Source organism: Nocardia rhizosphaerihabitans (assembly GCF_014646295.1).
In the GTDB taxonomy this organism is placed as follows: Bacteria; Actinomycetota; Actinomycetes; order Mycobacteriales; family Mycobacteriaceae; genus Nocardia; species Nocardia rhizosphaerihabitans.
Genome location: NZ_BMNE01000004.1, coordinates 587,131 through 609,377 on the forward strand (window position 1 = coordinate 587,131; position 22,247 = coordinate 609,377).

The following is a 22,247-nucleotide window of genomic DNA, read 5'->3' on the forward strand; positions in this document are numbered from 1 at the left end:
CGGTCGCGTATGGGTGAGACACCCAATCCGTGGAGTGGGCTGCGCAGCGAGTCGCTCAGCGGTGCACTGGAACTGCAGCCGAAGGTCATCGAAGGTCTGGTCAACGAGGCGATCGAAGTCCGGATCCGGGTGAACTCGGTGAAGGCCGAGCTGGCCAAGGTGGACAACCTCAAGGCGTTCGCCGCGGTGGTCCCGTCGGCGGCGGCGCTGGCCGACCGTTTCTCGGCCAAGGGCCGCGACCTGAAGAGCATCCTCGATGACCACACCAAGATCCTCGACGACATGGGCGACACCTTCCTCGCGGCGGGCAAGGCCTACAGCGACAGCGACACCGGCGGCAAGGCCGATTTCACGGCGCTGCGCGGCCGGATCAACGCCGACAAGGGCAAGACCGAGAGTCTCGGCCAGCGCCCCCAGGCCTTCGGTCGCTGTATGGACATCACCGTCCTGAAGAAGGACGGCGGCGGCGTCCCCGACAGCCTGCTCATGCCCAAGGGCTTGAAGTTCGACCCGATGATCGTCAACGCCGAGGACCCGACGCAGTTCACCTACGCGCAATACCAGACGATCATCGCGTCGATGGCCAGCCCGGACATGTCGGTCACCGTCGCCCAGGCCGCCACCGACTGGACCTGGCTGGCGGGCAGGCTGAAGGAGAAGTTCGACGAGCTGTCGAACGCGATGATCGCCACCGAGAGCAGCTGGCGCAGCCCGGGCAACGCCGGTGGCGCCGATCGCGCCCGGCAGGCGATCACCGCCTACGGAACGGGCAACAAGGACCTCGTCGACGGCATGAAGGCTCTCGGTACGGCGCTGCAGTACGTCTCGGACTGGGTGTACGCGACCCGGACGTCGTTGCAGGCGGTGAGTGCCACCGAGGTGCCGCTCATGGTGCCGGAGTCGGTGCGCGCCTGGGAGACCCGCAAAGAGCTCACGCACCAGCAGGGCTACGCCAACGCGATGAAGAACACCTACGTGCTGGGAGTGGACCACACCGCGGACGTGATCGCGCTGCTGCCCGATCCGATCCCGCCGACGACCGGCAGTCAACCCACCGGGAACGGTACCGGTACCGGTACCGGGACAGGGTCCGGCAGCGGCTCCGGGTCGGGCTCCGGTGCCGGCGCCTCGGGGCTGTCGTCCGGCTTCCAGAACGGCATGTCGGCGCTGACCAGCGCCGCGCAGACCGCCGCCCAGCAGGCCGCCAGCGATGCCGCCAAGGCGGCTGCCCGCACCGCGGCCGAGCAGGCAGCCAAGGCGGCCGAGGACGCGGCGAAGCAGGCGCAGTCGGCGGCGTCCTCGGGACTGGAGCAGGCCGCCTCGGCGCTCACCTCCGGTATGGAGCAGGCGAGTTCGGCCGCGCAGTCGGCGCTGGATCAGGCCAGCTCCGCCGCCGAGCAGAGCGCCCTGTCCTCGGTGCCCGGCCTGGCCGGGCTCAACTCCGCGCTCGAGGAACAGGCCAAGAAGATGACCTCGGCCGCCAAGAGCGGCGGTGGCGGTGGTGGCGCGGGCGGCGGTGCGGGCGGCGGCCTGCCCGCCCAGAACCTGCAGAACGCGTCGAGCCTGTTCCCCAGGGCCGCGGTCACCGCGACCGGGCTGGAAGGGATGGCGAGCCGCGCGGGCATCGCGGGTGGCGCCGGGTCGCCGATGGGCGGCATGCCGATGGCCCCGATGGGCGGCGCGGGCGCCGGTGCGGGCGGTCAGCAGAAGGAACACAAGCGGGCCGACTACCTCGACTCGGTCGAGCACCTCGAGGAGGCGATCGGCGCGGCGCCGATCGTGGCGAGACCGGTCATCGAGCAGTGACAGCCGTGCTGGAGTTCACCCCGGTCGAGTTCGCCGCGCTGTACGAGGAACTCAAGGAGGACGGTCTGCCGCAGCCGCTGAGCTATCGCGGTGTGCCGCAGACCTATTCCGAGAGCGTCCGGATCAAGCGGGAGGCCTGGCAGGCCCTGCGCCGCCGCGGTGGCGCCGAGCTGACCCAGCTCGTCGAGGCGCTCACCCGGCCCGACATCCGGGTGATCGCCCGCGGCGTCGACGGGCTCGACCCGGCGAATCCGAAGCGGTCGCTGCGGATCCTCGGGGTGCGCAAGGGCGACGACGCGTTCCTGGTGCGCCAGGAGCCGGGGGAGACCATGCTCGACTCGGCGGGCTTCACGGTCACCAGGCACGACGCGCTCGCGCTCGGCGACGCGGTGGCCGCGGCCTTTCCCTCGGCCGACGCGGGCAGGCGCCGCGACTTCGAGCTCGTCGACCGGATGGCGCAGGACATCGACTTCTCGTTCGGCCGTTCGCTCGTGCACGACACCGGTGACGACCCCGCCGCGGACGGCGCCGACTTCCTCCAGCAGCCCGAGGATCTGACCGGCACGATCGAGTTCGAGCAGGGGTCGTCGCGGTTCGGGCCGCGCGGCATTCTGCGCCTGTACCTGGTCTGGCGTGATGTGGTCGACGACGGCCGGTACGTGATCGTCCCCGGCACACCGGCCAGGGTGGTCCCCGCCGACCGTCGCAGGATGGTTTCGCTGATCAATATGAACATCGCCGAAATTGTCAGAGCCATCAAGGATGATCGTGCGTAGGGAGGGCAGATGGACGAGTTTCCCACCGAGTTCACCGCCGCGTCGCTGACGGGCGCGATCGAGGTGCGTACCACCGAGCGGGGCTTGCCGGTGGGTATCACCATCGCCGCCGATCAGCTGCGCGGGGATCCGGGTGCGCTGGCGGCCGAGGTGCTGCGGCTGTGCCAGAAGTCGGCCAACCGGGCCGGGCTGGCGCGGCGAAATCAGCTGGCCGAGGCGGGATTCGATCCGGGGCTGCTCGCGGCGACCGGGCTGCCGACCGAGGCCGAGGTCGCGGCGGCGGAGATCGTCGAGGAACAGGAATACGACACCGAACCGGAGAGCTGGCTGCGTTCTGTATGAGCCGGCCAGGGAGGAGGTCAGGACATGGTCGAGACCATGGACGAACTCATCGCCCGCGTGCAGGGGCAGCTGTACCGGCTGCAGGATCTGAGCGAGGCGACGCAGCACATCCGGGCACAGGAGACCTCGCCTGACGGTGCCGTGACGGTGACCGTCGACGGCACCGGCGCCATGGTGGGGCTGGAGTTCTCGCCCGCCGTCGGCAAGCTGACGCCGGAGAGTTTCGAGCGCGTGCTGGTCGATACCGCGCGGGCCGCCGCCTACCGCGCCTACGGCGAACGCGCCGGGCTGATCACCGCCTTCAACGAAGCGGGCACGTGAGATTCAACTGATCTTCACCGGTGCGACGCATAGCGCCGATCCGGAACGGGTAGATAAAGTAACGAAACACCAAGGGCTGTTTCGAGATTGGACGATGGTCATGAATCACGTTGCGGTAGTTCCCGATGCAGTTCGTGCGTACGCGGGTGCTTCGGCCACGATGGCGGCCGGGGTGGCGCAGGCCGGTGCCGTCGACCAGGCCGCGACTGTCGCCGCTGTGGTGCCGGTGTTCGGCCTGATCGGGCAGGAATTCCTGCTGTCGTTCGCCTACGCCCAGGCCAACCACCTGACCTCGGTGGCGGAGCTGGCTGCCGTCCACGCGGGCACCGCGCTCACCGCGACGCAGGCGGCGACGACCTATGAGGGCGCCGACACGGCGGGCAAGCTCGGCATCGCCTCGGTGATCAAGTAGCCATGACGTTTCCCGGGGGAGCGCCGTCCGGTGGCGTAGCGCTGGATCCGACCGTGCTGGAACTGCTGCGCGGCAGCGCCATGGCGCCCCTGCTCGACCAGCCGGTGAGCCAGGCGCTGAGCTCGATGGGCCTGCCGCAGCTGCCACAGCTGCCACAGTTCGTGCAGCTGCCCGAGATGCCGCCGCTGCCCACGATCGATCTGACCGCGCTGATGCAGCCGCTCACCCAGCTCGCGTCCGCATTCGGCACCGGCCAGCTCGGCGGCACCGGCGCCGACCCGACCGAGATGCTGTCCAACGTCAGCTCGGTGCTGAGCACCATGATGTCGCTGGGCTCCACGGCGCTGCAGACGGTGATGTCGCTGTGGCAGAGCGCCGCGGCCTCCGAGGCGGCGACGAAGGCGACGGCGGCCCAGGCCGACGGCGCCAAGCTGGCGGCGCAGAGCACCCAGGAGAAGGCGGTGCTGGCCGGCGCGGCGGGCAATGTCGCGGTGGGCGCGGCCAAGCTGGGCGCGGTCATCGCCCGTTATTCGGCCACGGTCGCGCTCGCCCCGCTCTACGCGATGACCCCGGTCGGCCAGGGTGTGCTGGTCGCGGCGACGATCGAGGCGATGACCGAGGCGCTGGCCATCACCGCCGAGACCAAGATCGAGCTGGTCGGCCGCAGCGCGGAGATGACGACCGCGGGCGAGAAGGTCCAGGTGACCAACGCCCCGACCGGCGTCGACTCGTCGTCGGAGTCGCTGTCCCAGCTGATGAGCATGATCACGCCGCTGATCAGCACCGCCACCACGGCGGCCTCCTCGCTCGGTTCACTGGCCGAGCAGGTGACGTCGCTGTCCACGACGAACACCACCGGCACGACGACCACCGACACCGCGACCACCGGCGAGGCCATCTCGGCGGAGGACGCGGCGGCCGGCGCGGGCCTCGGTGGCGGCGGTGGGATGGGCGCGATCGGCGGGGTCGGTGCTGTCGCCGCCGCGGCGACGCCGCTGAGCCCCTGGCAGGGCGGCCGCGGCAGCGGCATGTCCACCGTCGGGCTCGGCGGAATGGCAAGCGCCGCACCGGCGACCGGGAGCACGGCGAGCACCGCGACGAGTTCGACCGCACCCGGCTACATGCCGATGGGCGCCGGCGGCGCGGGCGCGCCGATGGCCAGGGCCGTCGACGGTGGCGGCAACGAGGCGGTGCACACCCAACTGGTCACCGGCCACCACGGCGACGAGGTCGTCGGCCAGATCGACGGGGTGTCGATGCCGGTCGTCGGCGGCGCCGAGCCGGTGACCACCGAGGCACCGCCCGACAAGGAACTCACACTGTGACGCGGGTACGACCACGACAGGAGTGGCAATGAGCAACACCTTCGAATTCGATTCGGCCGCAGCGGCCAAGGCCGCCTCGGCGCTGGACGCCATCGTCGATCGGCTCTCCACCGAGCTGACCGCCGTCGCGCCCGCGCTGCACGTCGCGCCCGCGGGCACCGACGAGGTGTCGGCCAGGGCGGCGAGCACGGCGAACGGCGTCGCCGACGACTACCTGACCGGTGCCGAGTCGGGCGCGCGCGAGATGAGCAAGCTCGCCGCGACCCTGCGCGCGCAGGTCACCGAGTTCGATCGGATGGAGACCGACAACACGAGCGGTTTCTCCGCCTGATGATCGAACCGCCGCAGCCCGGGTTCACCGGTGTGGTGTGGGAGGCGCGCGAGCCGGAACGGCTGGCCACCGAACTCACCACCGGCCCCGGACCGATGCCGATGGCCGACGCGGCCGCCGCCTGGACGCGGCTCGCCGCGGCCTTCGGCGCGGCCGTGCTCGACTACGAGCAGGTGCTGCAGACACTGCGTGGGTCCTGGCGGTCCGGCCGCAGTGACGAAGTGTGGGAACGTATCTCGACCCTGCGCGACTGGCTGTTCGAGACGGCGGCCGCCGCCACGGCCAACGCCGCCAGGATGCAGGCGCAGGTGCTGGCCTACGAGGTCGCCGCCCGTGCCATGCCCAATTCGGGTGATATCGCGGCGATCACCGCCGCGCAGAAGGCGCTGGAACAGGTGGGCGCCATGCTCGGTGCGCCGATCAAGGCCATCGCGGCCGAGACCGATGCCGAGGCCGATGTCGCCAAGGCCGTCGCGTCCCGGGTGATGCGCAGTTACGAGGCCGCCACCGAGCCGCTGGCGAACCCGTGGTTGCACGTGCCGCCCCCGCCGATCGTGCCCGAGGCGGCGCTGCTGGCGGAGGAGTCCGGAACCAAGTCCACCTCGGTGTCCGGCGCACCCGTCGTGCCCGGCATGGGCATGATGGGCGGGTTCGCCGGGATGCCGGTGCTGCCCGCCCCGGTGCAGACCGCTTATCGCGCACCGGTGTTCGTCCAGTCCGGTACCGCGGTCGCGCCGACCGCGCAGCCCGCTCCGGTCGCCGCGGCCACCACCGGTCACGCGGCCCCCGTCGTGCCCGGCGCGATGGCGCCGACGGCGGGCGCGCAGGACGCGGCCCGCTTCCCGCGCGCGGGCCTGGCCTTCGAGGAATCCGATCAGCTGGTGGCCGAAGGCGAGATCCAGGCCGCGCCGGCGGTTCTCGGCGTCGCCGAACGTCCGGCACCGCAGCAGAGCACGACCCAGACGGGTGGTGGTGCCGCGTGACGACACTGACCAACGACTCCCTGCTCGCGGTCGCCGAGCGGCTCGGTGTGCAGACCCTGCCGCTGGTGCTCGGCGTCGGCCCGCAACAGGACACCTTCGAGGCCTGGCAGGCCGCGCGCGACGACGCCGTGGCCGAGCTCACGGCCCGCGGCGTCTTCGACGGGTACGGCGATGTCGAGCCAGGACTGGCCGACGCGCTGTTCACCCTCACCATGCCCGAGGCGGAACTGGCCGCGCGGAGCTACCGCGCCGACGAGCAGGTCCGGATCTGTCTGGCGCGCCGCGGCACTCAGCACGCCGTCGCGACCAGGTCCGGCGCCACCTTCGAGCTCGCCACCCCCGGTATCGACGGCTCCGACCGGGAACTGACCCGGCTGCTGCTCACCGCCCTGCCCGCCTGTCCGCAGGCGGAGATCGGCACGGTCAGCGTCGCGGCCGACGACCTCGCCCGCCGGCTCGACGGCGCGACGACAACCAGCGACTACGTGGACGCGATGTATGCGCTCGGGATCGACGCGCACGAAGCGACGGTGCTCGGTGCGGCCTTCGGCTCCTGCCACGGCTTCACCGAGATCACCGCCTCCGTCCACCACGACGGGCTGACCACCCGAGCCCCTGGCGCGGTCGCGGTGTACGACACCGCGCGCGGCCGGATCGTCGTCGCGCCGATGACGGCGCCCGACGGGCAGGTGTGGTCCACCATCACGCCGGGCACCGACCACCGCCTCACCCAGGCGATCGGTGCGCTCCTCGAGGGGCTTCCCGGTGGGAGGTGGCAGCCGTAACAGCCATCTTCCGTGTCACCCATCAAGAAGGAAAGGTTCGACAATGCCCCCTCAGGGACCAGTAGGTGTAGAAGCCGGCGGTATCGACAAGGTCGTCTCCAATCTGGAGGGAACGATCAGCAACCTGCGCAATTCGGTCCGGGAGATCGACGATGCTGCTCAGGCAGTGCTGCGCGGCTGGAAGGGTAGCGCCTCCGACGAGTTCGTCAAGGTCGCCAAGGCATGGCACGACGAAGCCCAGGACCTCAACCAGCGGTTCGACCGGTTCACCGAAGCCGTCGGCATCGGTAAGTCCACCATCGTGAGCGTGGACGGCCAGGGGCTCTCCGGAGGCGGCGCACCCGCGTCCTCCGGTCCGCTCACCTCGCTCTAGACAAACTGACGCACACCAAAGGATTCAGCGCATGACCATTCTTTACGATCCCGCGGCGATGAACGAGCTGTTCAACGACCTGCAGACCTTCGGCGGCAAGATGAAGGGCGAGATCTCCGCACTGGAGGGCGCCGCGCAGGACTTCAAAGCCAACCTGCAGGGTGACAAGGCCCAGGCCGGCTTCCAGGACACCTACGACAAGCTGCTGATCAAGGATGGTGGTCTGGAAGACACCCTCCAGCGGCTCGACGAACTGGCGGCCCAGGTGGAGTCGGCCCTCAATCGCGCCCTCGAGGCCGATGGCAAGGTCGGCGACGGCTTCGCCGACTTTTAAGAATCAGCGACACCGGCCCGTATGGACTCTCCACACGGGCCGGTTCGCGTTCGATCCTCAGCGAGCGGCGAGTGATTCGCCGATGTAGTGCATCTCGTCGGGCGTGGTCACCATCGTCACGGTCGCGCTGCCGGTGCTGGTACGCACGGTGATCCGGTTGGGCGCGTACGGGTCCTGCACCAGCGTGACATCGGGTTCCACCGCGTCGGCCTCGCGTTCGGCGGTGCGGACCTCGACGATCGTCGCGCCACCGAGGTGTGCCGTCGGCGCGATGCCGTCGTAGACCAGCACGGTGGTGGTCGGGTACGGCGCGGCGGGTACCGGCGGCGGTCCCGGCTGCGGCTGCGGTGTCGCGCCCGCCGCGCGCGGCGCGATCGAGAGCAGCTGCGGGGTAGCCAGATTCGCCACCATCGATTGCCAGGCCTGCGGCCGCGTGGTGTGCACGACCGCGTGCGCGCCGAGCGCGGTGGCCCGCAGCACCACCTGCTGGGCCAGATCGAGATTGCCGATCACGTCCACGTGGCGGGTGCCGGCGCCGATCAGCGGAACCGCGATGCCCTGACCCTGTTCGTCGGCGCCGATCAGCTGGCCGCAGCCGGTGGTCGGGACGGCGATGTCGGTGAGCGCGGTGAGGGTTCCGCGGTAGCCGTCGCGGCCGCCGAGATCGTCGGCGGCACCGATCGGCAGGGTGTCGAGCAGGATGCGCCGCTGGCTGCCGGGAAGTTCGCGCAACCCGGGCAGCGGCACCTCGTCGAGCGGCACCGCGGTGTCGAACCGGACGACGGCGTTGAGCACGACCGTGCCCACCTTGTCGTCGCGGCGGGCGGTGCGCCGGGCGCCGGGGTGCAGACGCATCGTCACCGTGGTCGACAGGCTCGGTGTCGCCCAGATGTCGGCCAGACCGTTGGTGCCGATCATCGGCGCGGTCAGCTGGTAGTGGGTGAGATGGCGGTGCTCGGTCGACAGACCGTAGGCGGTCTCGGTGAGCTCCAGCGGGTCGAAGCCGTGGGTGAGCTGGCGGACCGCCGCGTTCAGCTCGGTGGCGGTGAGCACGGCGGCGTCGATGCCGTGCGTGGCCAGCCGGTTGGCGACCCGGCGGGTCGCGATGATCATCGTGCGCAGCGCGCCCTCGGCGCCGCCGCCACGCTTGTCGACGGCGGTGGCGTTGGCGACCGGATCCAGCCGCAGCACCAGCCAGCAGGTGCGGTGCGCGATCGCGGGCAGCGGACCGAGGATGCGGTCGTACAGCTGCGCGGCGGCGCCCGTGCCCGCGGTGCGCGCCCCGGTGGCGATCACGTCGATGCCGACCAGCTGGACATCGAATTGGTCCAGGCAGCGGGCGATCTCGGTGAGCGGAAGCAACTGGTCGGCACTCAGCGAGCCGCGGCGCAGCAGGGTGAGGGTATCCGGCGGCGGGTCGATCCGCAGCATGGTCAGCAGCAGATCGCCGTCCCAGCGCACGCCGCAGCCGCCGCCCTCGGCCAGCGGCACGTCGAAGGCGGGCGCCCGGTCGAGGGTGTCGGCGCGGCCGCGCAGCCTGCGCGCGAGCCAGCCGCCGAACCGGACGGCGGGCGTGCGCCTGCGGATCGGCATCAGCCCGATCAGCAGCACCGCCGCCGCGCCACCGTACGCACCGGGCACCGAATTCGTGGTGGCCAGCACCACCCAGGCCACGATCGCGGCGAGGACCGCGACGGGCACGCAGGCCCGCAGCGGAAAGATGCGGAACAGCCAGAATTCCGGATCACGCAAGGTGTCGTAAACGTTGTCGCCACCGGTTTCCCGGGCGTTCATCCCATTGTTCAAAATCGTTGTCCCTGGCTGGCATACGTCGAAACATGGTGAAGTCGATTTCCGGAATTACGGTACCGTGTCGAACGAGAACGTGATCATCGCAGCAATGGAGAGCGTGTGCCGGCACAGCTGACAACCAAGGCCCAGGTCAACGGTTATCGGTTTCTGCTTCGCAGACTCGACCACGCGCTGATCCGGCGGGACGTGCGGATGCTGCACGATCCCATGCGCTCACAGAGCCGGTCGCTGATGGTGGGCGCGGTCCTCGGGCTGATCATCGTCGCGGGCGCCGCGATCCTGGGATTTCTGAAGCCGCAGGGCGCGATCGGTGATTCGCTGATCGTCACCGGGAAACAGAGCGGCGCGATGTATGTCGTTGTACAGAGCAAGGACGGCGCGAAAACGCTGCACCCCGTGCTCAACCTGGCCTCGGCCCGGCTGATCGCAGGCGCGGCCGAATCGCCGAACGCGGTCAAGGACGACAAGCTGGGTTCGCTGCCGCGCGGCCCGCTGCTCGGTATTCCCGGCGCACCCGCCGCGCTGCCCGGCTCGGACCAGGGCGCGAGCTCGAACTGGACGCTGTGCGAGACCACCCAGCTCTCGGCCACCGGCGGCGCGTCCGGCACCACCGGTGGCCTCACCACCGCGATCGTCGGCAAGCCCGCCCTCGGCGACCGGATCGGCACGGCCGCCCCCGACGACGCGCTGCTGGTCCGCCGCGGGGACAAGGCCTACCTGGTGTATCAGGGCAGCCGGGCCGAAGTGGACCTCACCGATTCGGTGGTGACCCGCACGCTCGGCCTGACCGGCCAGAAGCCGCGCCCGATGGGCACCGGTTTCCTCGGCGCCACCACCGAGGGCCATCCGCTGGCGGTACCCGCGATTCAGCAGGCCGGTTCGCCGGGCCCGGCCAAGCTGTCGAATGTGCCGGTGGGCGGCATCATCTCGGTGCCGGGGCCGGATCGCGAGGAGTCGCTGTACGTGGTGCTTGCCGAGGGCGTGCAGCCGGTGTCCGAGTTCACCGCGCAGCTGCTGCGCAACGCCGACTCGCACGGTATGCGCGAGATCGCCGTCGTCGCGCCGGACGCGCTCGACCGGGTGCCCGTGGTGCACAGCCTGCCGGTCGACGACTTCCCCGAGCGCAAGCCGCGCGTGCTCGCCGCCGAGGACGCGCCGGTGGCCTGCATCAGCTGGTCGAAGAATCCGGGTGCCGCGCCGGCGCCGGGCAAGTCGATGGACGGCCCGGGGGAGCGGGCCGTTGTCTCGCTGCTGACCGGCACCGAGCTGCCGCTGGCCGATTCGGCCGAACCGGTTGTGCTCTCGACCGCCGACGGCACCGGCGACCGGGTGGACGCGGTGTACCTGCCGCCGAGTTCCGGTGAGTACGTGCAGGTCACGGGCATCGAGCCCGGCAGCCCGCGCCGCGAGTCGCTGTTCTACGTGGGCGACAACGGTGTTCGCTACGGTGTGCCGGACGTCGCCACCGCGGCCGTTCTCGGCCTGGGTGACAAGCCCCGGCTGGCGCCCTGGTCGATCGTGGGTCAGCTGGTGCCGGGCCCGACGCTGTCGGCCAAGGACGCGCTCACCAGCTTCGATTCGCTGCCGCCCGCGAAATAACCACCGGCGGTGGGCGATCCGGACGGACCGCCCACCGCGACCGGTCAGCTGGGCTGACGCCCGACGTTCAGGGTGGCGATGATGCCGGTCAGCGCGGTCCGCATATCGGATTCCTCGATCCGCATCAGAACATCGTCGTCGACCTCGGACAGATCGACCTCGGTGTCGTTGGCCAGCCGGAACTCGCGCTCCTCCTCGGCCGCCTCGATGACATTGCGGATGAAGCGGCCGTTGCCCGCGAGGTCGACGCCGCGCCGCGGCTGCCCGCTCTGATCGGTGCTCTCCAATTCGTAGAGGAACGTGCACGATTCGACGAGTGCCGCCAGGGCCGCCTCGGACAGCTGGGAATCGCGGCTGCCCGCAATGATCTCGCCGATCCGGCCGAGCTCCGCGGGGGTGTAGGACGGGAACTGCAGTCGCTTCGAGAAGCGGGACGCCAGACCGTCGTTGGCGGTGAGCAGCCGGTCGATCTCGCCGTCGTAGCCCGCGATGATGACGACCAGCCGGTCGCGGTCGTTCTCCATCCTGGCCAGCAGGGTGTCGACGGCCTCGCGACCGAACGCGTCGCCGCCGGACAAGCCGGTCTGGATCAGGGTGTAGGCCTCGTCGATGAACAGCACGCCGTCCATGGCGCTGTCGATCAGCTTCTCGGTCTTGATCGCGGTGCCACCGAGGTTCTGGCTGACGAAGTCGACACGCTTGGCCTCGACCACCTTGTCGGTCTTGAGCAGGCCGACACCGCAGTAGATCTTGGCGACCACGCGCGCGATGGTGGTCTTACCGGTTCCGGGCGGACCGGTGAAAGCCAGGTGCTGGCCGCGGGATTGGCTCGACAGGCCCTTCTCGGCCCGGATCTTGGCCAGCTGCGCGGAGGACTGCAGCTTGGCGACCTGTGTCTTCACCGAGGCCAGGCCGACCTGCTTGTCGAGTTCGGCGCGAGCGGCGGCGAGCACGCTCTTGGCGCGGTCCTCGGCGTCGGCCTGGTTCATCTGCGCCAGCGTCGGCGCGGAGGCCGGATCCCACTTGTTCGTTCTGGCGTCGATGGATTCGCGGCTGGTGACCACGATCCGGAAGGTGCGGTCGCGCATCGCCGTGGTGTTGGCGGCGAAGTCGGGCAGCTGTGAGTACACCTGCTCGAACAGCGCCTGTGCCTCGGTCTCGTTGCCCGCTTCGCGCAGGCACAGGCCGCGGTTGTACATCGCGGTGAAGCGCGCGGACGGAATCGGGCCCGCCTCGGCAGCTTCCATCCGGCGGATCGCCTCGCCGAACAATCCGAGCTGCGCGCAGGCGGTGCCCACCATCACGTGCGCGCCGGTGGCCAGATAGGGGTCTTTCCACTCGGCCGACCCGGCGAGCACGGTCATCACGTCCGACCAGCGCTGCGTGTTGTAGTGCAGGACACCGCGTACATACGTGCAGATGCGGTCGTCGATCTGCTTGTCCGGGTCGTCGGGGCGACCGCGCCGCAATTCGGCCAGCTCGTCGAGGATCTTCTCGGCCTGGTCGTAGTCCTGGTCGGCGATCAGCTGGGCGGCCCAGGCCAGCCAGATCTCGGTGAGCGCGGCCAGCGGGTAGTCGATGTAGAGGCCAGGCAGGAACCGGCCGGCCATCGCGCGCGGCGCCAGGCCGAGCCTGCGCTGTTCACGGCCGAGCGAGTCCAGGCTGGTGCGGTGCAGGTTGAACAGCACCTCCTTGGTTACCTCGCCCGCCGCGGCGCGGCCGAGCCAGGCGTCACACATGGAGGGATCCCATTCGGTCGCGCGCTGGAAGGCCAGTTTGGCGTATTCGTTGTCGCGCGCGGACTCCTGACCATCGATGGACAGGCCGAGCGACAGTACACCTGCGTCGAAGGCACGCTGGGCTTGGCGAATGTCTGGCATGTGGTGTCGGACCCCGAAATCTTCGTCTGGTGTATGCATTACGTTCAACCCGGCGACCGAAGCTGCGATCGCGCCGACTTGCCCTGTCCGTTAGATTAGGTAACGCTGCCGGGTGGTCGCAACGGAAGTAGTCAGCTACGACTGAGAGTTCATCACTGGTGTCGACGTTGTTAGGCAATGAGCCCGAACTATGCCGGGTTTCGGTGATCGGGGGTGACACGCAGCTCGACATCGGACTGCCTGCCACGGTGCCGATCGCGGGATTCATCGGCGACCTGGTGGCCCTGATCCGTTCCCGGGATCCGCGCGTGCCGGAGGGCGATGAGGACACGGCGCCGGTGCGCGCCCAGCACTGGACCCTCGCCCGGCTCGGGCAGGACCCGCTGGCGCCCAGCCGAACCCTCACCGAGGCCGAGGTCTACGACGGTGAGCTGCTGGTGCTCAGCCCGGTGACGCGCAAGGAATCGCCGGCGCTGTTCGACGACGTGATCGACGCCGTATCCCGGCTCACCGCAGGCGAATTCCGCAGCTGGTCGGGTGCGGCCGCGCGCTGGACCGGCCTGGTGCTGGCCACCGTCGCCATCCTCGCCGCGCTCGCGCTGCTGGTGGACACCCGGGCCGACAGCGATCCGCTGGCCCCGGCCTTCGCGCTGCTCGGCACGGGCATCGTGGCCTCCGCCGCCGCGGGCATCGCGGCCAGGAAATACCTCGACCCGGTGACCGGCAACTGGCTGTCCCTCGACGCGTTGCTGTTGCTGTTCGGCGGTGGCGCGCTGCTGGTACCCGGCGGGCTCGGCGCGCCGCACGTGCTGCTCGGCAGCATCGTGATGCTGGTGGCCGCGGTCGCCGGATACCGGGTGACCGGCACCGGCGCCGGCCTGTTCGCCGCCGCGATCACGATGAGCGTGATCGCGGCCGTCTCGGCCACGGTGTACCTGATCTGGCATCCCGGCCTGCCGAAACTGTTCGCCGGCGTGCTGATCGCCGCCATCGTGCTGCTGTCCTCGGTGCCGCGGCTGGCCGCGGTGGCCGCCCGTCTGCCCATTCCGCCGGTACCGACCGCGGGCGGCGCGATCGACCCCGCCGACCACGAACAGCGCCCGACCATCGAGGGCGTCGGCGCCATCGGCGCGATCGCGCTGCCGTCGGCCGCAGGTCTCGGCGAGCGGGCGCGGGTGGCCAATCAGATCCAGACCGGCCTGGTCGTCGCCTGCGCGGTGACGGCGGGCATCGGCGCCTTCGGTGCCGCCGATCCGTTCGGGCCGGTGCACTCGGGCGGGGTCGCGCTGGCGGTGATCTCCGCGATCATCCTGTGCCTGCGCGGGCGCTCCTACGCCGATCTCGGCCAGGCGGCGACCCTGATCGTGGGCGGCGCGCTGACCCTGCTCACCGTGGTGAGCGGCCTCGGTCTCGGCCACGACTCCCTCGAATTCGGCGCGGTGGCAATCCTGTTGGTCACCGCGCTCGGCGTGGTCGGCTTCGGGGTGATCGGGCCGCATAGCGAGGTGACACCGGTGACACGGCGGATGATCGAGATCTTCGAATACCTGCTCATCATCGCGCTGATCCCACTGGCCCTGTGGGTCATGGACGTGTACTCGACCGCGCGCAACATATGACCCGGACACCCCGGTGGCGCGCGGCGGTCCGCGTGAGCTGTGCTGCGGCGATCGTCGCCGCGGTGGCGGGCGTGCCCGCGCCCGCCACCGCGATCGCGCCACCCACGATCGATCCCGGCGCGCTCGACGCCGCGGTGATCCTCAGCGGCAGGCCCGCACCTCTGGAACCGACCGAACAGCGTGAGCTGTGCGCCGAACCGGTGCTGCGCGGTTCGCCGCCGAGCGAGCCGCCGACCTCCCAGCAGGTGCTCGACCTGCCATCCGCCTGGCAGTTCAGCCGCGGTGCAGGCCAGAAGGTCGCCGTCATCGATACCGGCGTCAACCGGCATCCGCGGCTGCCTGCCCTGCAGGCGGGCGGTGACTACGTCAGCGACACCGACGGCACCGTCGACTGCGACGGGCACGGAACCCTGGTCGCCGGCATCATCGCCGCGCGCCCGTCGCCCGACGACGCCTTCGTCGGCGTCGCGCCGGACGCGGAGATCCTCACGATCCGCCAGCTCAGCCTCGCCTACGAACCCAAGGACCGGAAGGGCGTGGCCAAGCCGCCCGGCGAGCTGCGCAGCGACGGCTACGGCAGCGTGCTGAGCCTGGCCGCGGCCGTCGTCCGCGCGGTCGACATGGGCGCCACCGTCATCAACATCTCCGAAGTCGCCTGCACCTCAGCCGGTTCCGACACCGCCGACAGCTCGCTCGGCGCCGCGGTGAAATACGCCTACGACCGCAATGTCGTCGTGGTCGCCGCGGCGGGCAACGTGGAGACCGGCGGCGCCTGCGAGAACCAGAACCAGGGTTCGGGCTGGAGTGCGGTGACGACCATTCCGACCCCGGCGTGGTTCACCCCCTACGTGCTGTCGGTGGCCTCGGTGGATGCCGACGGCGCGCCCTCGGCGCTGTCGCTGCGCGGGCCGTGGGTGGGCGCCGCCGCGATCGGGCGCAATATCGTCTCGCTCGACAGCAAGCCGGGCGGCACCGGCCTGGTCGACGGCGTGCAGACCGCGCAGGGTGTGCAGCCCGTCGACGGGACCAGTTTCGCCGCACCGTATGTCGCCGGCCTGGCCGCCCTGGTGCGGGCCAAGTTCCCCGACCTGACCGCGCAGCAGGTGATCGAGCGGATCACCCGCACCGCGCACGCGCCGGGGCGCGGCCGCGACGACGCGATCGGCGCCGGGCTCATCGACCCACTGGCCGCGCTGACCGCGCCGCTGCCCACCGAACCGGTGAGCGCGGGCGCCGACCGCGGACACGCGGTCGCGGCACCGGTCACACCGCAACCGCCGGATCCGCGCCCGCGCCTGGTCGCGATCGGGGGTTCGCTGGCACTGCTCACCGTGCTCGGTGTCGGTGCGGCACTGGCCTTCCCGTTCCGCACGCGGCGACCCGACCTGAATTCGGAATTCGAGTAGAGGGCAACAATGGCTACCGAAGGTTTCGTCCGACGCCCCAGGATCGCGCCGCCGCGCGCGCCCGGTGGCGAAGTCGCGCTCACCCCGCCGCCGGAGATCCAGCGCGCGATCCCCGCGCCGCTGATGATGAAGCTGATGCCGGTCATCATGGTGGTCGCGGTCGTCGGCATGATCGCGATGATGGCGTCGATGGGCCGCAGCCTGCTGTCGAACCCGATGTCGATGATGTTCCCGATGATGATGCTCATGTCGATGGTCGGCATGATGGCGGGCATGCGCGGCGGCGGGCCCAAGCGCGCGGTGGAGCTCAACGAGGAACGCAAGGACTACTTCCGCTACCTGGACCAGGTGCGCAAGGACGTGCGCAACACCGGCTCCAAGCAGCTGGAGACGCTCGGCTGGAGCCATCCGGAACCCGCCGACCTGGCCTCGCTCATCGGCAGCAGGCGGATGTGGGAGCGCCGTCCCAGCGACCCCGACTTCGGGCATGTGCGGGTCGGCGTCGGCAGTCACCGGCTCGCGACCAAACTGGCCAGGCCGGAGACCGGTCCGCTCGAGGACCTGGAGCCGGTGTCCACGGTCGCGCTGCGCCGGTTCGTGCGCACCCATTCGGTCGTGCACGAACTGCCGACCGCGGTGTCGTTGCGCGCGTTCCCCGCGATCAACATCGGCGGACCCGACGACGAATCCCGCGAACTGGTTCGCGGCATGCTGATGGAGCTCACCACCTTCCACGGCCCCGACCATCTCGCGATCGCCATCGTCTGCGCCGACCCCGACGTCAACTGGGCGTGGGCGAAATGGCTGCCGCACGTGCAGCATCCGACCCAGCGCGACGGACTCGGCTCGGCCCGGATGATGTACACCTCGCTCGGCGAGCTCGAATCGGCCCTGCAGGCCGAGCTGCTCGAGCGCGGCCGCTTCATGCGCAACCCGCAGCCGACCCAGGGCAGGCTGCACCTGGTCGTCGTCATCGACGACGGCTACATCAGCGGCAACGAACGCATCATCAGCGAGTCCGGTCTCGACTCGGTGACCGTCCTCGACCTCACCGCGCCCGAGAACGGCCTGGCCGCCCGGCGCGGACTGCAACTGGTCGTCGGCGACGGCGCGGTCTCGGCGCGCAGCGCGGCCGGGGTGGAGCGGTTCGCCACCGCCGACGTGGTCAGCGTCGCCGAGGCCGAATCCTTCGCCCGCAACCTGGCCAGATACCGGCTCGCGACCGCGGCCCAGATCGTCAGCCTGGGGGAGGGCACCACCGCCGACCCCGGCCTGATGGCCCTGCTGCGCATCCCCGACGCCGCCCAGATCGACCCGGCCAGGGTGTGGCGGCCGCGCACCGCCCGCGAACGGCTGCGCGTGCCGATCGGCATCACCCCCGACGGCACCCCCGTCGAGATCGACATCAAGGAATCGGCCGAGAACGGCATGGGCCCGCACGGTCTGTGCATCGGCGCCACCGGTTCCGGCAAGTCGGAATTCCTTCGCACGCTGGTGCTTTCGATGGTGACGACCCATTCACCCGATGCGCTGAACCTGGTGCTCGTCGACTTCAAGGGTGGCGCGACCTTCCTCGGCCTCGACTCGCTGCCGCACGTCGCGGCGGTGATCACCAACCTGGAAGAGGAGCTGTCGCTCGTCGACCGTATGAAGGACGCGCTGGCGGGCGAGATGAACCGCCGCCAGGAACTGCTGCGTTCGGCAGGCAACTACGCCAATGTCACCGACTACGAGAAGGCCAGGGCCGCAGGCGTTCCACTCGATCCGCTGCCCGCGCTGTTCGTGGTGGTCGACGAGTTCTCCGAGTTGCTCTCGCAGAAGCCCGATTTCGCCGAGCTGTTCGTGATGATCGGCCGTCTCGGCCGCTCGCTGCACGTGCACCTGCTGCTCGCCTCGCAGCGACTGGAGGAGAACAAGCTGCGCGGCCTGGAGTCGCACCTGTCCTACCGGATCGGCCTGCGGACCTTCTCCGCCAACGAATCCCGCGCCGTACTCGGCATCACCGATGCCTACCACCTGCCCAGCGTCCCCGGCGCGGGCTACCTGAAGAGCGACGCGTCCGAACCGCTGCGCTTCAACGCCAGCTATGTCTCGGGCCCCTATGTCGCGCCCGCGGGCACTGCCACCGGTGACGACGGCGCGCCGGTGGCGGGCCAGCGTCCGGTCGTGTTCACCGCGGCAGCGGTCGAGATCGCCGACCCGGAAGCGGTCGAGAGCGAGGACTCCCCGCTGCGCGGCCTCCCCGAGCTGCCGCCTCCGCCCCCGTCGGGACATGGTGCGGAGGAGGGCATTCCGGACTCGCTGCTCGACGTGGTGGTCAAGCGGCTCAACGGCCACGGCAGGCCGGCGCACGAGGTGTGGCTGCCGCCGCTGGACGAATCGCCGACCGCCGACATGCTGCTGCCCGACCCGGACTGGCGCTCGCCGGTGAACCGGCACGGTCAGCTGTGGATGCCGATCGGTGTCATCGACAAGCCGTACGAGCAGCGGCGCGACGTGCTCACCATCAATCTGGCCGGCGCGCAAGGCAATGTGGCCGTCGTCGGTGGTCCGCAGTCGGGCAAGTCGACGACGCTGCGCACCATCATCATGGCCGCCGCCGCGACCCACACCCCCGAACAGGTGCAGTTCTACTGCCTCGACTTCGGTGGCGGCAGCATGGCCGGTCTCGTCGGCGTCCCGCACGTGGGCTCGGTGGCCGGCCGCCTCGACGGCGACCGGGTGCGGCGCACCATCGCCGAGCTGACCACCCTGATGCGCCAGCGCGAGGAGCGCTTCGCCGAACTCGGCATCGAATCGATGGCCGAGTTCCGCAGGCGCAAGTTCTCCGCGCTGGAGGCCCGGCAGATCAACGGCACCACCGCGGCACCCGACGATCCGCTGGCCGCCGACCTGTTCGGCGACGTCTTCCTGGTGATCGACGGCTGGGCCGCCATCCGCGAGGAATTCGATCTGCTCGAAGGACAGATCAACGCGATTGCCGGCCAGGGTCTCTCGTTCGGTATCCACCTGATGATCGGCGCCTCGCGCTGGGCCGAGATCAGGCCGGTGGTCAAGGACCAGATCGGCACCAGGATCGAGCTGCGGCTCGGCGACCCCAGCGATTCGGAGATGGGCCGCCGGATCGCCCACCAGGTTCCGCTCGGCCGACCTGGCCGCGGTATCACCGCCGAGCACCTGCACATGCTGATCGCGTTGCCGCGCCTTGACTCCGATTCGGATCCGAGCACGGTCGCCGACGGTGTCACCCGGGCACGCGAGGGACTCACCGCGCTGTACCCGGGCCGCCGCGCCCCCGAGGTGCGGATGCTGCCGCTGAGCTTCCCGCGCGAACAGCTGATGGCCACCGCCCGCGAGCAGGGCGTCGAGCTCACCCCCACCCGCATCGTCGTCGGCCTCGGCGAGTCCGAATTGCAGCCGCTGGTCCTGGATTTCGGGGTCGAGCCGCACTTCATGGCCTTCGCCGACGTGGAATGCGGCAAGACGACGCTGCTGCGCAACATCGTCATGGGCATCGCCGAGCAGTCGAACGCCGAGCAGGCCAGGGTGATCATGATCGACTACCGGCGCACCATGCTGGGTGTGCTGGAGGGTGACCAGCTGGCCGGGTACTCGACGTCCTCGCAGACCTGCGGCGGGATGATCTCCGAGGTCGCCACCTACCTGTCCAAGCGGATCCCGGGCAGCGACATCACCCAGCAGCAGTTGCGGGACCGCAGTTGGTGGTCCGGGCCCGAGATCTATGTCGTCGTCGACGACTACGACATGGTCGCCACCGGCTCGATCAACCCGTTCGCCCCGCTGCTGGAGTACCTGCCGCAGGCCCGCGACATCGGCCTGCACCTGGTGGTCACCCGGCGCATGGGTGGCGTCTCCCGCGCGCTCTACGACCCGATCCTCGGTGCGATGAAGAACCTCTCGGTGCAGGCGTTGATCATGAGCGGCTCGCGCGATGAGGGCAAGCTCATCGGCGAGGTCCGCCCGAGCAAGATGCCACCCGGCCGCGGCACCCTGGTGTCCCGCCAGGGCATCGAGATGGTCCAGATCGCCGATCTGCCGCAGTTGTAGGTCAATCCAGCATCGAGGCCGCCGAGAACGGACGCGTGACGGTGGCGACCCGGCCCTGGTGCGTCGGGCACCGGCTCGCGGGCCGCTCGAACAGCGCGCGGGAAGGGCCGGTGGCGGCCGGGCCCGCGATGCGGGTCATGGTGAAACCGGCCCTGCGGTAGTAGTCGTGCAGCTCGGTGTTGGTGGTCCAGGCGTCGAGGCGGACCCACGGCCGGTGCTGGTGCAGAGCCAGTTCGGTGGCGTGGGCGAGCATGTGGTGGCCGACCTGCCTGCCCGCGAAACGCAGGTCGACGATCATGAAATGCACGATGACGGCCTCGGCCAGCTCCCACGGCGACCACAGGCCCGGATCGGCACGGTGGTTGACGGTGATGGTGCCCGCCGGTTCACCGTCGACCTCGGCGATCCAGGTCTCGCCCGCGTCCAAAGCCCGGCCGACGGCACCGGCGAAGATCTCGATGGGACGGCCGCGGCCCGCCACGGTCCACTGGTCGGAGCCGCGCGCGGTCAGCCAGGCGGTGCGCTGCACTCGCAGGCGGCAGATCAGCGGTAGATCGCCCAGGACGGCCGGGCGCATCCGCACGGTCATGGTAATGCGACGGCAGGTCCGGGTGCGATGCCGAGGGTACGGGCGATGACGGCGGTGCCCGCCGCGTCGCCGAGTTGGTAGGCCAGCCGGTTGCGGCCTGCCAGACAACGATGCCGGGTCGCCCGGGTGATCCGTTCGTGGTTGGCGCCGATGCGCAGGTGGTCGAGCAGGACGGTGCCGGTGGCGACGCCGAGCACGGCCGCCTCCTCGGCGCTGGCCGGTCGCGCTGTCAAGGTGTCTCGATGGGCGGTCTCGCCGTAGCCGTGATCGGCCAGGCGACGGGTCGTGCCTTCGGGAATGTCATGGGGTGAGTCGATACTCGCCGCTTCGGCGAGATCGCGTGGGTAGAAACTCACCTCCCACGACCACGGTTCGTTGTCCAGGTACTGCACCACGGTGCGGGCCAGCACCCAGGAGTCGACCGGGACGCCGAGCCAGTGCGCGACCTGATCGTCGGCCGGCTCCATCCTGGCGCTGAACTCCTTGGCCGGCTCGCGATTTGCCGCGCGCGCGATCTCCTCGAAGATGTCGTGCGCCGACCGCGGGCGATCACGGCGAATATGGTCGGTGACCACGGATTCCAGCACTTCCTGGTTTCGGACGATCGTGCCGCGGGAAGTAGCTGTGTAGACGAGGTTTTCGGCGACGAGCACCTGGATCGCGTTGCGCGAGGTGGTGATCGAGACCTGCATCTGCTCGGCCAGTTCGGAATGGCTGGGCAGCCGGTCGCCCGGTTTCCACGTGCCCGCGCGGATCTCCTCGCGGAGGAGGTCTGCGATCCGGAGGTAGGTCGGACCGTCCGCCATCATGCTCCTCGGTAGGTCGTGCAGGTAACGAAGTGTACTCGTAAGCGTTACCTACGGCCGAGTAATGCTTGACAGGAAGCTTGCGAGGTTTATTGTAATGAACGTCCTGATCCGGTGCTGTGCGGCGACGACGGCGAGGCAACGTGGCTGGTTCGGAGAGTTCTACCGTTGTAATGGCTTTCCCCGACACATTGCGGTGTGTCGATACCGCCGGGCCGCCGGCGACTGCCGGTCTACTGCCCTTCTCCGACCTTCTCGTCCGGGCGTGTCGCGGACATCGGGTGGTGGGAGGACCCCTGCTGTGGTTCGCGCGTGATCTCGCGGTGCTGCACGAGAAGCGGATCGTCGGGCGCGGCGGATTCGTCGACACCGATCCGGTAGTGATGCGTGAGATCGATTGCCGCCGAGCCGAACTGGTGCTCGCCATCGACGACTGGGTGCACCGCGGCGTCCCGCAGCACCGCCTCGGCGCCACCCTGCATACCGAGACGATCGGCGCGGTGATCGACCGGCTGGCCGAGTCCTCGGTGCGCGCGCACCATGCCCTGATGACCATGCCCGCGAACGACGAGATGCTGCACTGCGCGTGGCACCACCTCGCCGAGCTGGCCGACGCCTACGACGACCTGGTCCGCGATGTGATCGCAGGTCGCCGCAGGCTGCCGGAGTGGTGACTCCGG

General features: G+C 70.1%; 20 protein-coding genes. 16 read left to right on the forward strand and 4 right to left on the reverse strand.

The features are described 5' to 3' along the window. Window positions 1-9: 9 nt before the first annotated feature. The 11 genes from IEY60_RS20130 (at window position 10) to IEY60_RS20180 (ending at window position 7,788) form a co-directional block, all read left to right on the forward strand. Entirely contained in the window at window positions 10-1,806 is a 1,797-nt protein-coding gene (locus IEY60_RS20130) for a hypothetical protein (RefSeq protein WP_189030523.1), read from the forward strand. Then, the gene (locus IEY60_RS20135) at window positions 1,803-2,582 is read left to right on the forward strand and encodes an ESX secretion-associated protein EspG (RefSeq protein WP_189030525.1); all 780 of its coding nucleotides are present in this window, start codon (window positions 1,803-1,805) and stop codon (window positions 2,580-2,582) included. Before IEY60_RS20130 ends, IEY60_RS20135 begins: the two co-directional genes overlap by 4 nt. Before the next feature lie 9 nt (window positions 2,583-2,591). Next, on the forward strand, window positions 2,592-2,924 hold the full coding sequence (locus tag IEY60_RS20140) for a hypothetical protein (protein WP_189030527.1): 333 nt from the start codon (window positions 2,592-2,594) through the stop codon (window positions 2,922-2,924). A gap of 24 nt (window positions 2,925-2,948) precedes the next feature. Continuing rightward, window positions 2,949-3,245, forward strand: a complete 297-nt coding sequence (locus tag IEY60_RS20145) for a YbaB/EbfC family nucleoid-associated protein (protein ID WP_189030529.1) — start codon at window positions 2,949-2,951, stop codon at window positions 3,243-3,245. A 100-nt stretch (window positions 3,246-3,345) separates the two neighbouring features. Further along, window positions 3,346-3,657 carry a type VII secretion target gene (locus IEY60_RS20150; protein ID WP_189030531.1) on the forward strand — a complete coding sequence of 104 codons (312 nt, stop codon included), beginning with the start codon at window positions 3,346-3,348 and terminating at the stop codon, window positions 3,655-3,657. 2 nt (window positions 3,658-3,659) lie between these two features. Next, a complete protein-coding gene (locus tag IEY60_RS20155; RefSeq protein ID WP_189030533.1) occupies window positions 3,660-4,982 on the forward strand; it encodes a hypothetical protein in 1,323 nt (440 codons plus the stop codon). Window positions 4,983-5,010: 28 nt separating this feature from the next. Beyond that, window positions 5,011-5,313 (forward strand): PE family protein, encoded by a 303-nt coding sequence (locus tag IEY60_RS20160; RefSeq protein WP_189030535.1) that lies wholly within the window; start codon window positions 5,011-5,013, stop codon window positions 5,311-5,313. Further along, the gene (locus IEY60_RS20165) at window positions 5,313-6,296 is read left to right on the forward strand and encodes a PPE domain-containing protein (RefSeq protein ID WP_189030544.1); all 984 of its coding nucleotides are present in this window, start codon (window positions 5,313-5,315) and stop codon (window positions 6,294-6,296) included. The genes IEY60_RS20160 and IEY60_RS20165 overlap by 1 nt, the downstream gene beginning before the upstream one ends. Further along, complete coding sequence (locus IEY60_RS20170) at window positions 6,293-7,081, forward strand: ESX secretion-associated protein EspG (protein ID WP_189030546.1); 789 nt, start codon at window positions 6,293-6,295, stop codon at window positions 7,079-7,081. Before IEY60_RS20165 ends, IEY60_RS20170 begins: the two co-directional genes overlap by 4 nt. Before the next feature lie 43 nt (window positions 7,082-7,124). Then, window positions 7,125-7,454 carry a WXG100 family type VII secretion target gene (locus tag IEY60_RS20175; RefSeq protein WP_189030548.1) on the forward strand — a complete coding sequence of 110 codons (330 nt, stop codon included), beginning with the start codon at window positions 7,125-7,127 and terminating at the stop codon, window positions 7,452-7,454. 31 nt (window positions 7,455-7,485) lie between these two features. After that, the gene (locus tag IEY60_RS20180; protein WP_229739981.1) at window positions 7,486-7,788 is read left to right on the forward strand and encodes a WXG100 family type VII secretion target; all 303 of its coding nucleotides are present in this window, start codon (window positions 7,486-7,488) and stop codon (window positions 7,786-7,788) included. Between the two features lie 57 nt (window positions 7,789-7,845). On the opposite strand, the gene eccE is transcribed toward IEY60_RS20180, so the two are convergent. Then, entirely contained in the window at window positions 7,846-9,582 is a 1,737-nt protein-coding gene (gene eccE / locus IEY60_RS20185; RefSeq protein ID WP_189030550.1) for a type VII secretion protein EccE, read from the reverse strand. 117 nt (window positions 9,583-9,699) lie between these two features. Here eccE and eccB point away from each other — a divergent pair, with 117 nt between their 5' ends. After that, window positions 9,700-11,199 (forward strand): type VII secretion protein EccB, encoded by a 1,500-nt coding sequence (gene eccB, locus IEY60_RS20190; protein ID WP_189030552.1) that lies wholly within the window; start codon window positions 9,700-9,702, stop codon window positions 11,197-11,199. A 44-nt stretch (window positions 11,200-11,243) separates the two neighbouring features. Here eccB and eccA read toward each other — a convergent pair whose 3' ends face one another. Beyond that, window positions 11,244-13,079: a type VII secretion AAA-ATPase EccA gene (gene eccA / locus IEY60_RS20195; protein ID WP_189030554.1), complete on the reverse strand. Its 1,836-nt coding sequence runs from the start codon at window positions 13,077-13,079 to the stop codon at window positions 11,244-11,246. 158 nt (window positions 13,080-13,237) lie between these two features. Between eccA and eccD the strand changes: the two genes are divergently transcribed. Genes eccD through eccCa form a run of 3 tightly spaced genes read left to right on the forward strand, consistent with a single transcriptional unit; the run spans window position 13,238 to window position 20,172 of the window. Continuing rightward, on the forward strand, window positions 13,238-14,698 hold the full coding sequence (eccD, locus tag IEY60_RS20200; protein ID WP_268241482.1) for a type VII secretion integral membrane protein EccD: 1,461 nt from the start codon (window positions 13,238-13,240) through the stop codon (window positions 14,696-14,698). Next, the gene (gene mycP, locus IEY60_RS20205) at window positions 14,695-16,104 is read left to right on the forward strand and encodes a type VII secretion-associated serine protease mycosin (RefSeq protein WP_189030556.1); all 1,410 of its coding nucleotides are present in this window, start codon (window positions 14,695-14,697) and stop codon (window positions 16,102-16,104) included. Before eccD ends, mycP begins: the two co-directional genes overlap by 4 nt. A gap of 9 nt (window positions 16,105-16,113) precedes the next feature. Further along, window positions 16,114-20,172 carry a type VII secretion protein EccCa gene (eccCa, locus tag IEY60_RS20210; protein ID WP_189030558.1) on the forward strand — a complete coding sequence of 1,353 codons (4,059 nt, stop codon included), beginning with the start codon at window positions 16,114-16,116 and terminating at the stop codon, window positions 20,170-20,172. Window position 20,173: 1 nt separating this feature from the next. Here eccCa and IEY60_RS20215 read toward each other — a convergent pair whose 3' ends face one another. Then, entirely contained in the window at window positions 20,174-20,761 is a 588-nt protein-coding gene (locus tag IEY60_RS20215) for a GNAT family N-acetyltransferase (protein WP_189030560.1), read from the reverse strand. Continuing rightward, the gene (locus IEY60_RS20220) at window positions 20,758-21,567 is read right to left on the reverse strand and encodes a GntR family transcriptional regulator (protein ID WP_229739983.1); all 810 of its coding nucleotides are present in this window, start codon (window positions 21,565-21,567) and stop codon (window positions 20,758-20,760) included. Before IEY60_RS20220 ends, IEY60_RS20215 begins: the two co-directional genes overlap by 4 nt. Window positions 21,568-21,848: 281 nt before the next feature. On the opposite strand from IEY60_RS20220, the gene IEY60_RS20225 reads away from it, so the two are divergent. After that, window positions 21,849-22,241, forward strand: coding sequence for a DUF4254 domain-containing protein (locus tag IEY60_RS20225; protein ID WP_189030564.1), 393 nt, complete (start codon window positions 21,849-21,851; stop codon window positions 22,239-22,241). Window positions 22,242-22,247 lie beyond the last annotated feature (6 nt).

Bases quoted from the DNA above. Each gene is read 5' to 3' on its own strand.
- IEY60_RS20130 (WP_189030523.1), top strand. From the start codon at position 10: ATGGGTGAGACACCCAATCCGTGGAGTGGGCTGCGCAGCGAGTCGCTC.
- IEY60_RS20140 (WP_189030527.1), top strand. From the start codon at position 2,592: ATGGACGAGTTTCCCACCGAGTTCACCGCCGCGTCGCTGACGGGCGCG.
- IEY60_RS20145 (WP_189030529.1), top strand. From the start codon at position 2,949: ATGGTCGAGACCATGGACGAACTCATCGCCCGCGTGCAGGGGCAGCTG.
- IEY60_RS20150 (WP_189030531.1), top strand. From the start codon at position 3,346: ATGAATCACGTTGCGGTAGTTCCCGATGCAGTTCGTGCGTACGCGGGT.
- IEY60_RS20155 (WP_189030533.1), top strand. From the start codon at position 3,660: ATGACGTTTCCCGGGGGAGCGCCGTCCGGTGGCGTAGCGCTGGATCCG.
- IEY60_RS20160 (WP_189030535.1), top strand. From the start codon at position 5,011: ATGAGCAACACCTTCGAATTCGATTCGGCCGCAGCGGCCAAGGCCGCC.
- IEY60_RS20165 (WP_189030544.1), top strand. From the start codon at position 5,313: ATGATCGAACCGCCGCAGCCCGGGTTCACCGGTGTGGTGTGGGAGGCG.
- IEY60_RS20175 (WP_189030548.1), top strand. From the start codon at position 7,125: ATGCCCCCTCAGGGACCAGTAGGTGTAGAAGCCGGCGGTATCGACAAG.
- IEY60_RS20180 (WP_229739981.1), top strand. From the start codon at position 7,486: ATGACCATTCTTTACGATCCCGCGGCGATGAACGAGCTGTTCAACGAC.
- eccE (WP_189030550.1), bottom strand. From the start codon at position 9,582: ATGAACGCCCGGGAAACCGGTGGCGACAACGTTTACGACACCTTGCGT.
- eccA (WP_189030554.1), bottom strand. From the start codon at position 13,079: ATGCCAGACATTCGCCAAGCCCAGCGTGCCTTCGACGCAGGTGTACTG.
- mycP (WP_189030556.1), top strand. From the start codon at position 14,695: ATGACCCGGACACCCCGGTGGCGCGCGGCGGTCCGCGTGAGCTGTGCT.
- eccCa (WP_189030558.1), top strand. From the start codon at position 16,114: ATGGCTACCGAAGGTTTCGTCCGACGCCCCAGGATCGCGCCGCCGCGC.
- IEY60_RS20215 (WP_189030560.1), bottom strand. From the start codon at position 20,761: ATGACCGTGCGGATGCGCCCGGCCGTCCTGGGCGATCTACCGCTGATC.
- IEY60_RS20220 (WP_229739983.1), bottom strand. From the start codon at position 21,567: ATGGCGGACGGTCCGACCTACCTCCGGATCGCAGACCTCCTCCGCGAG.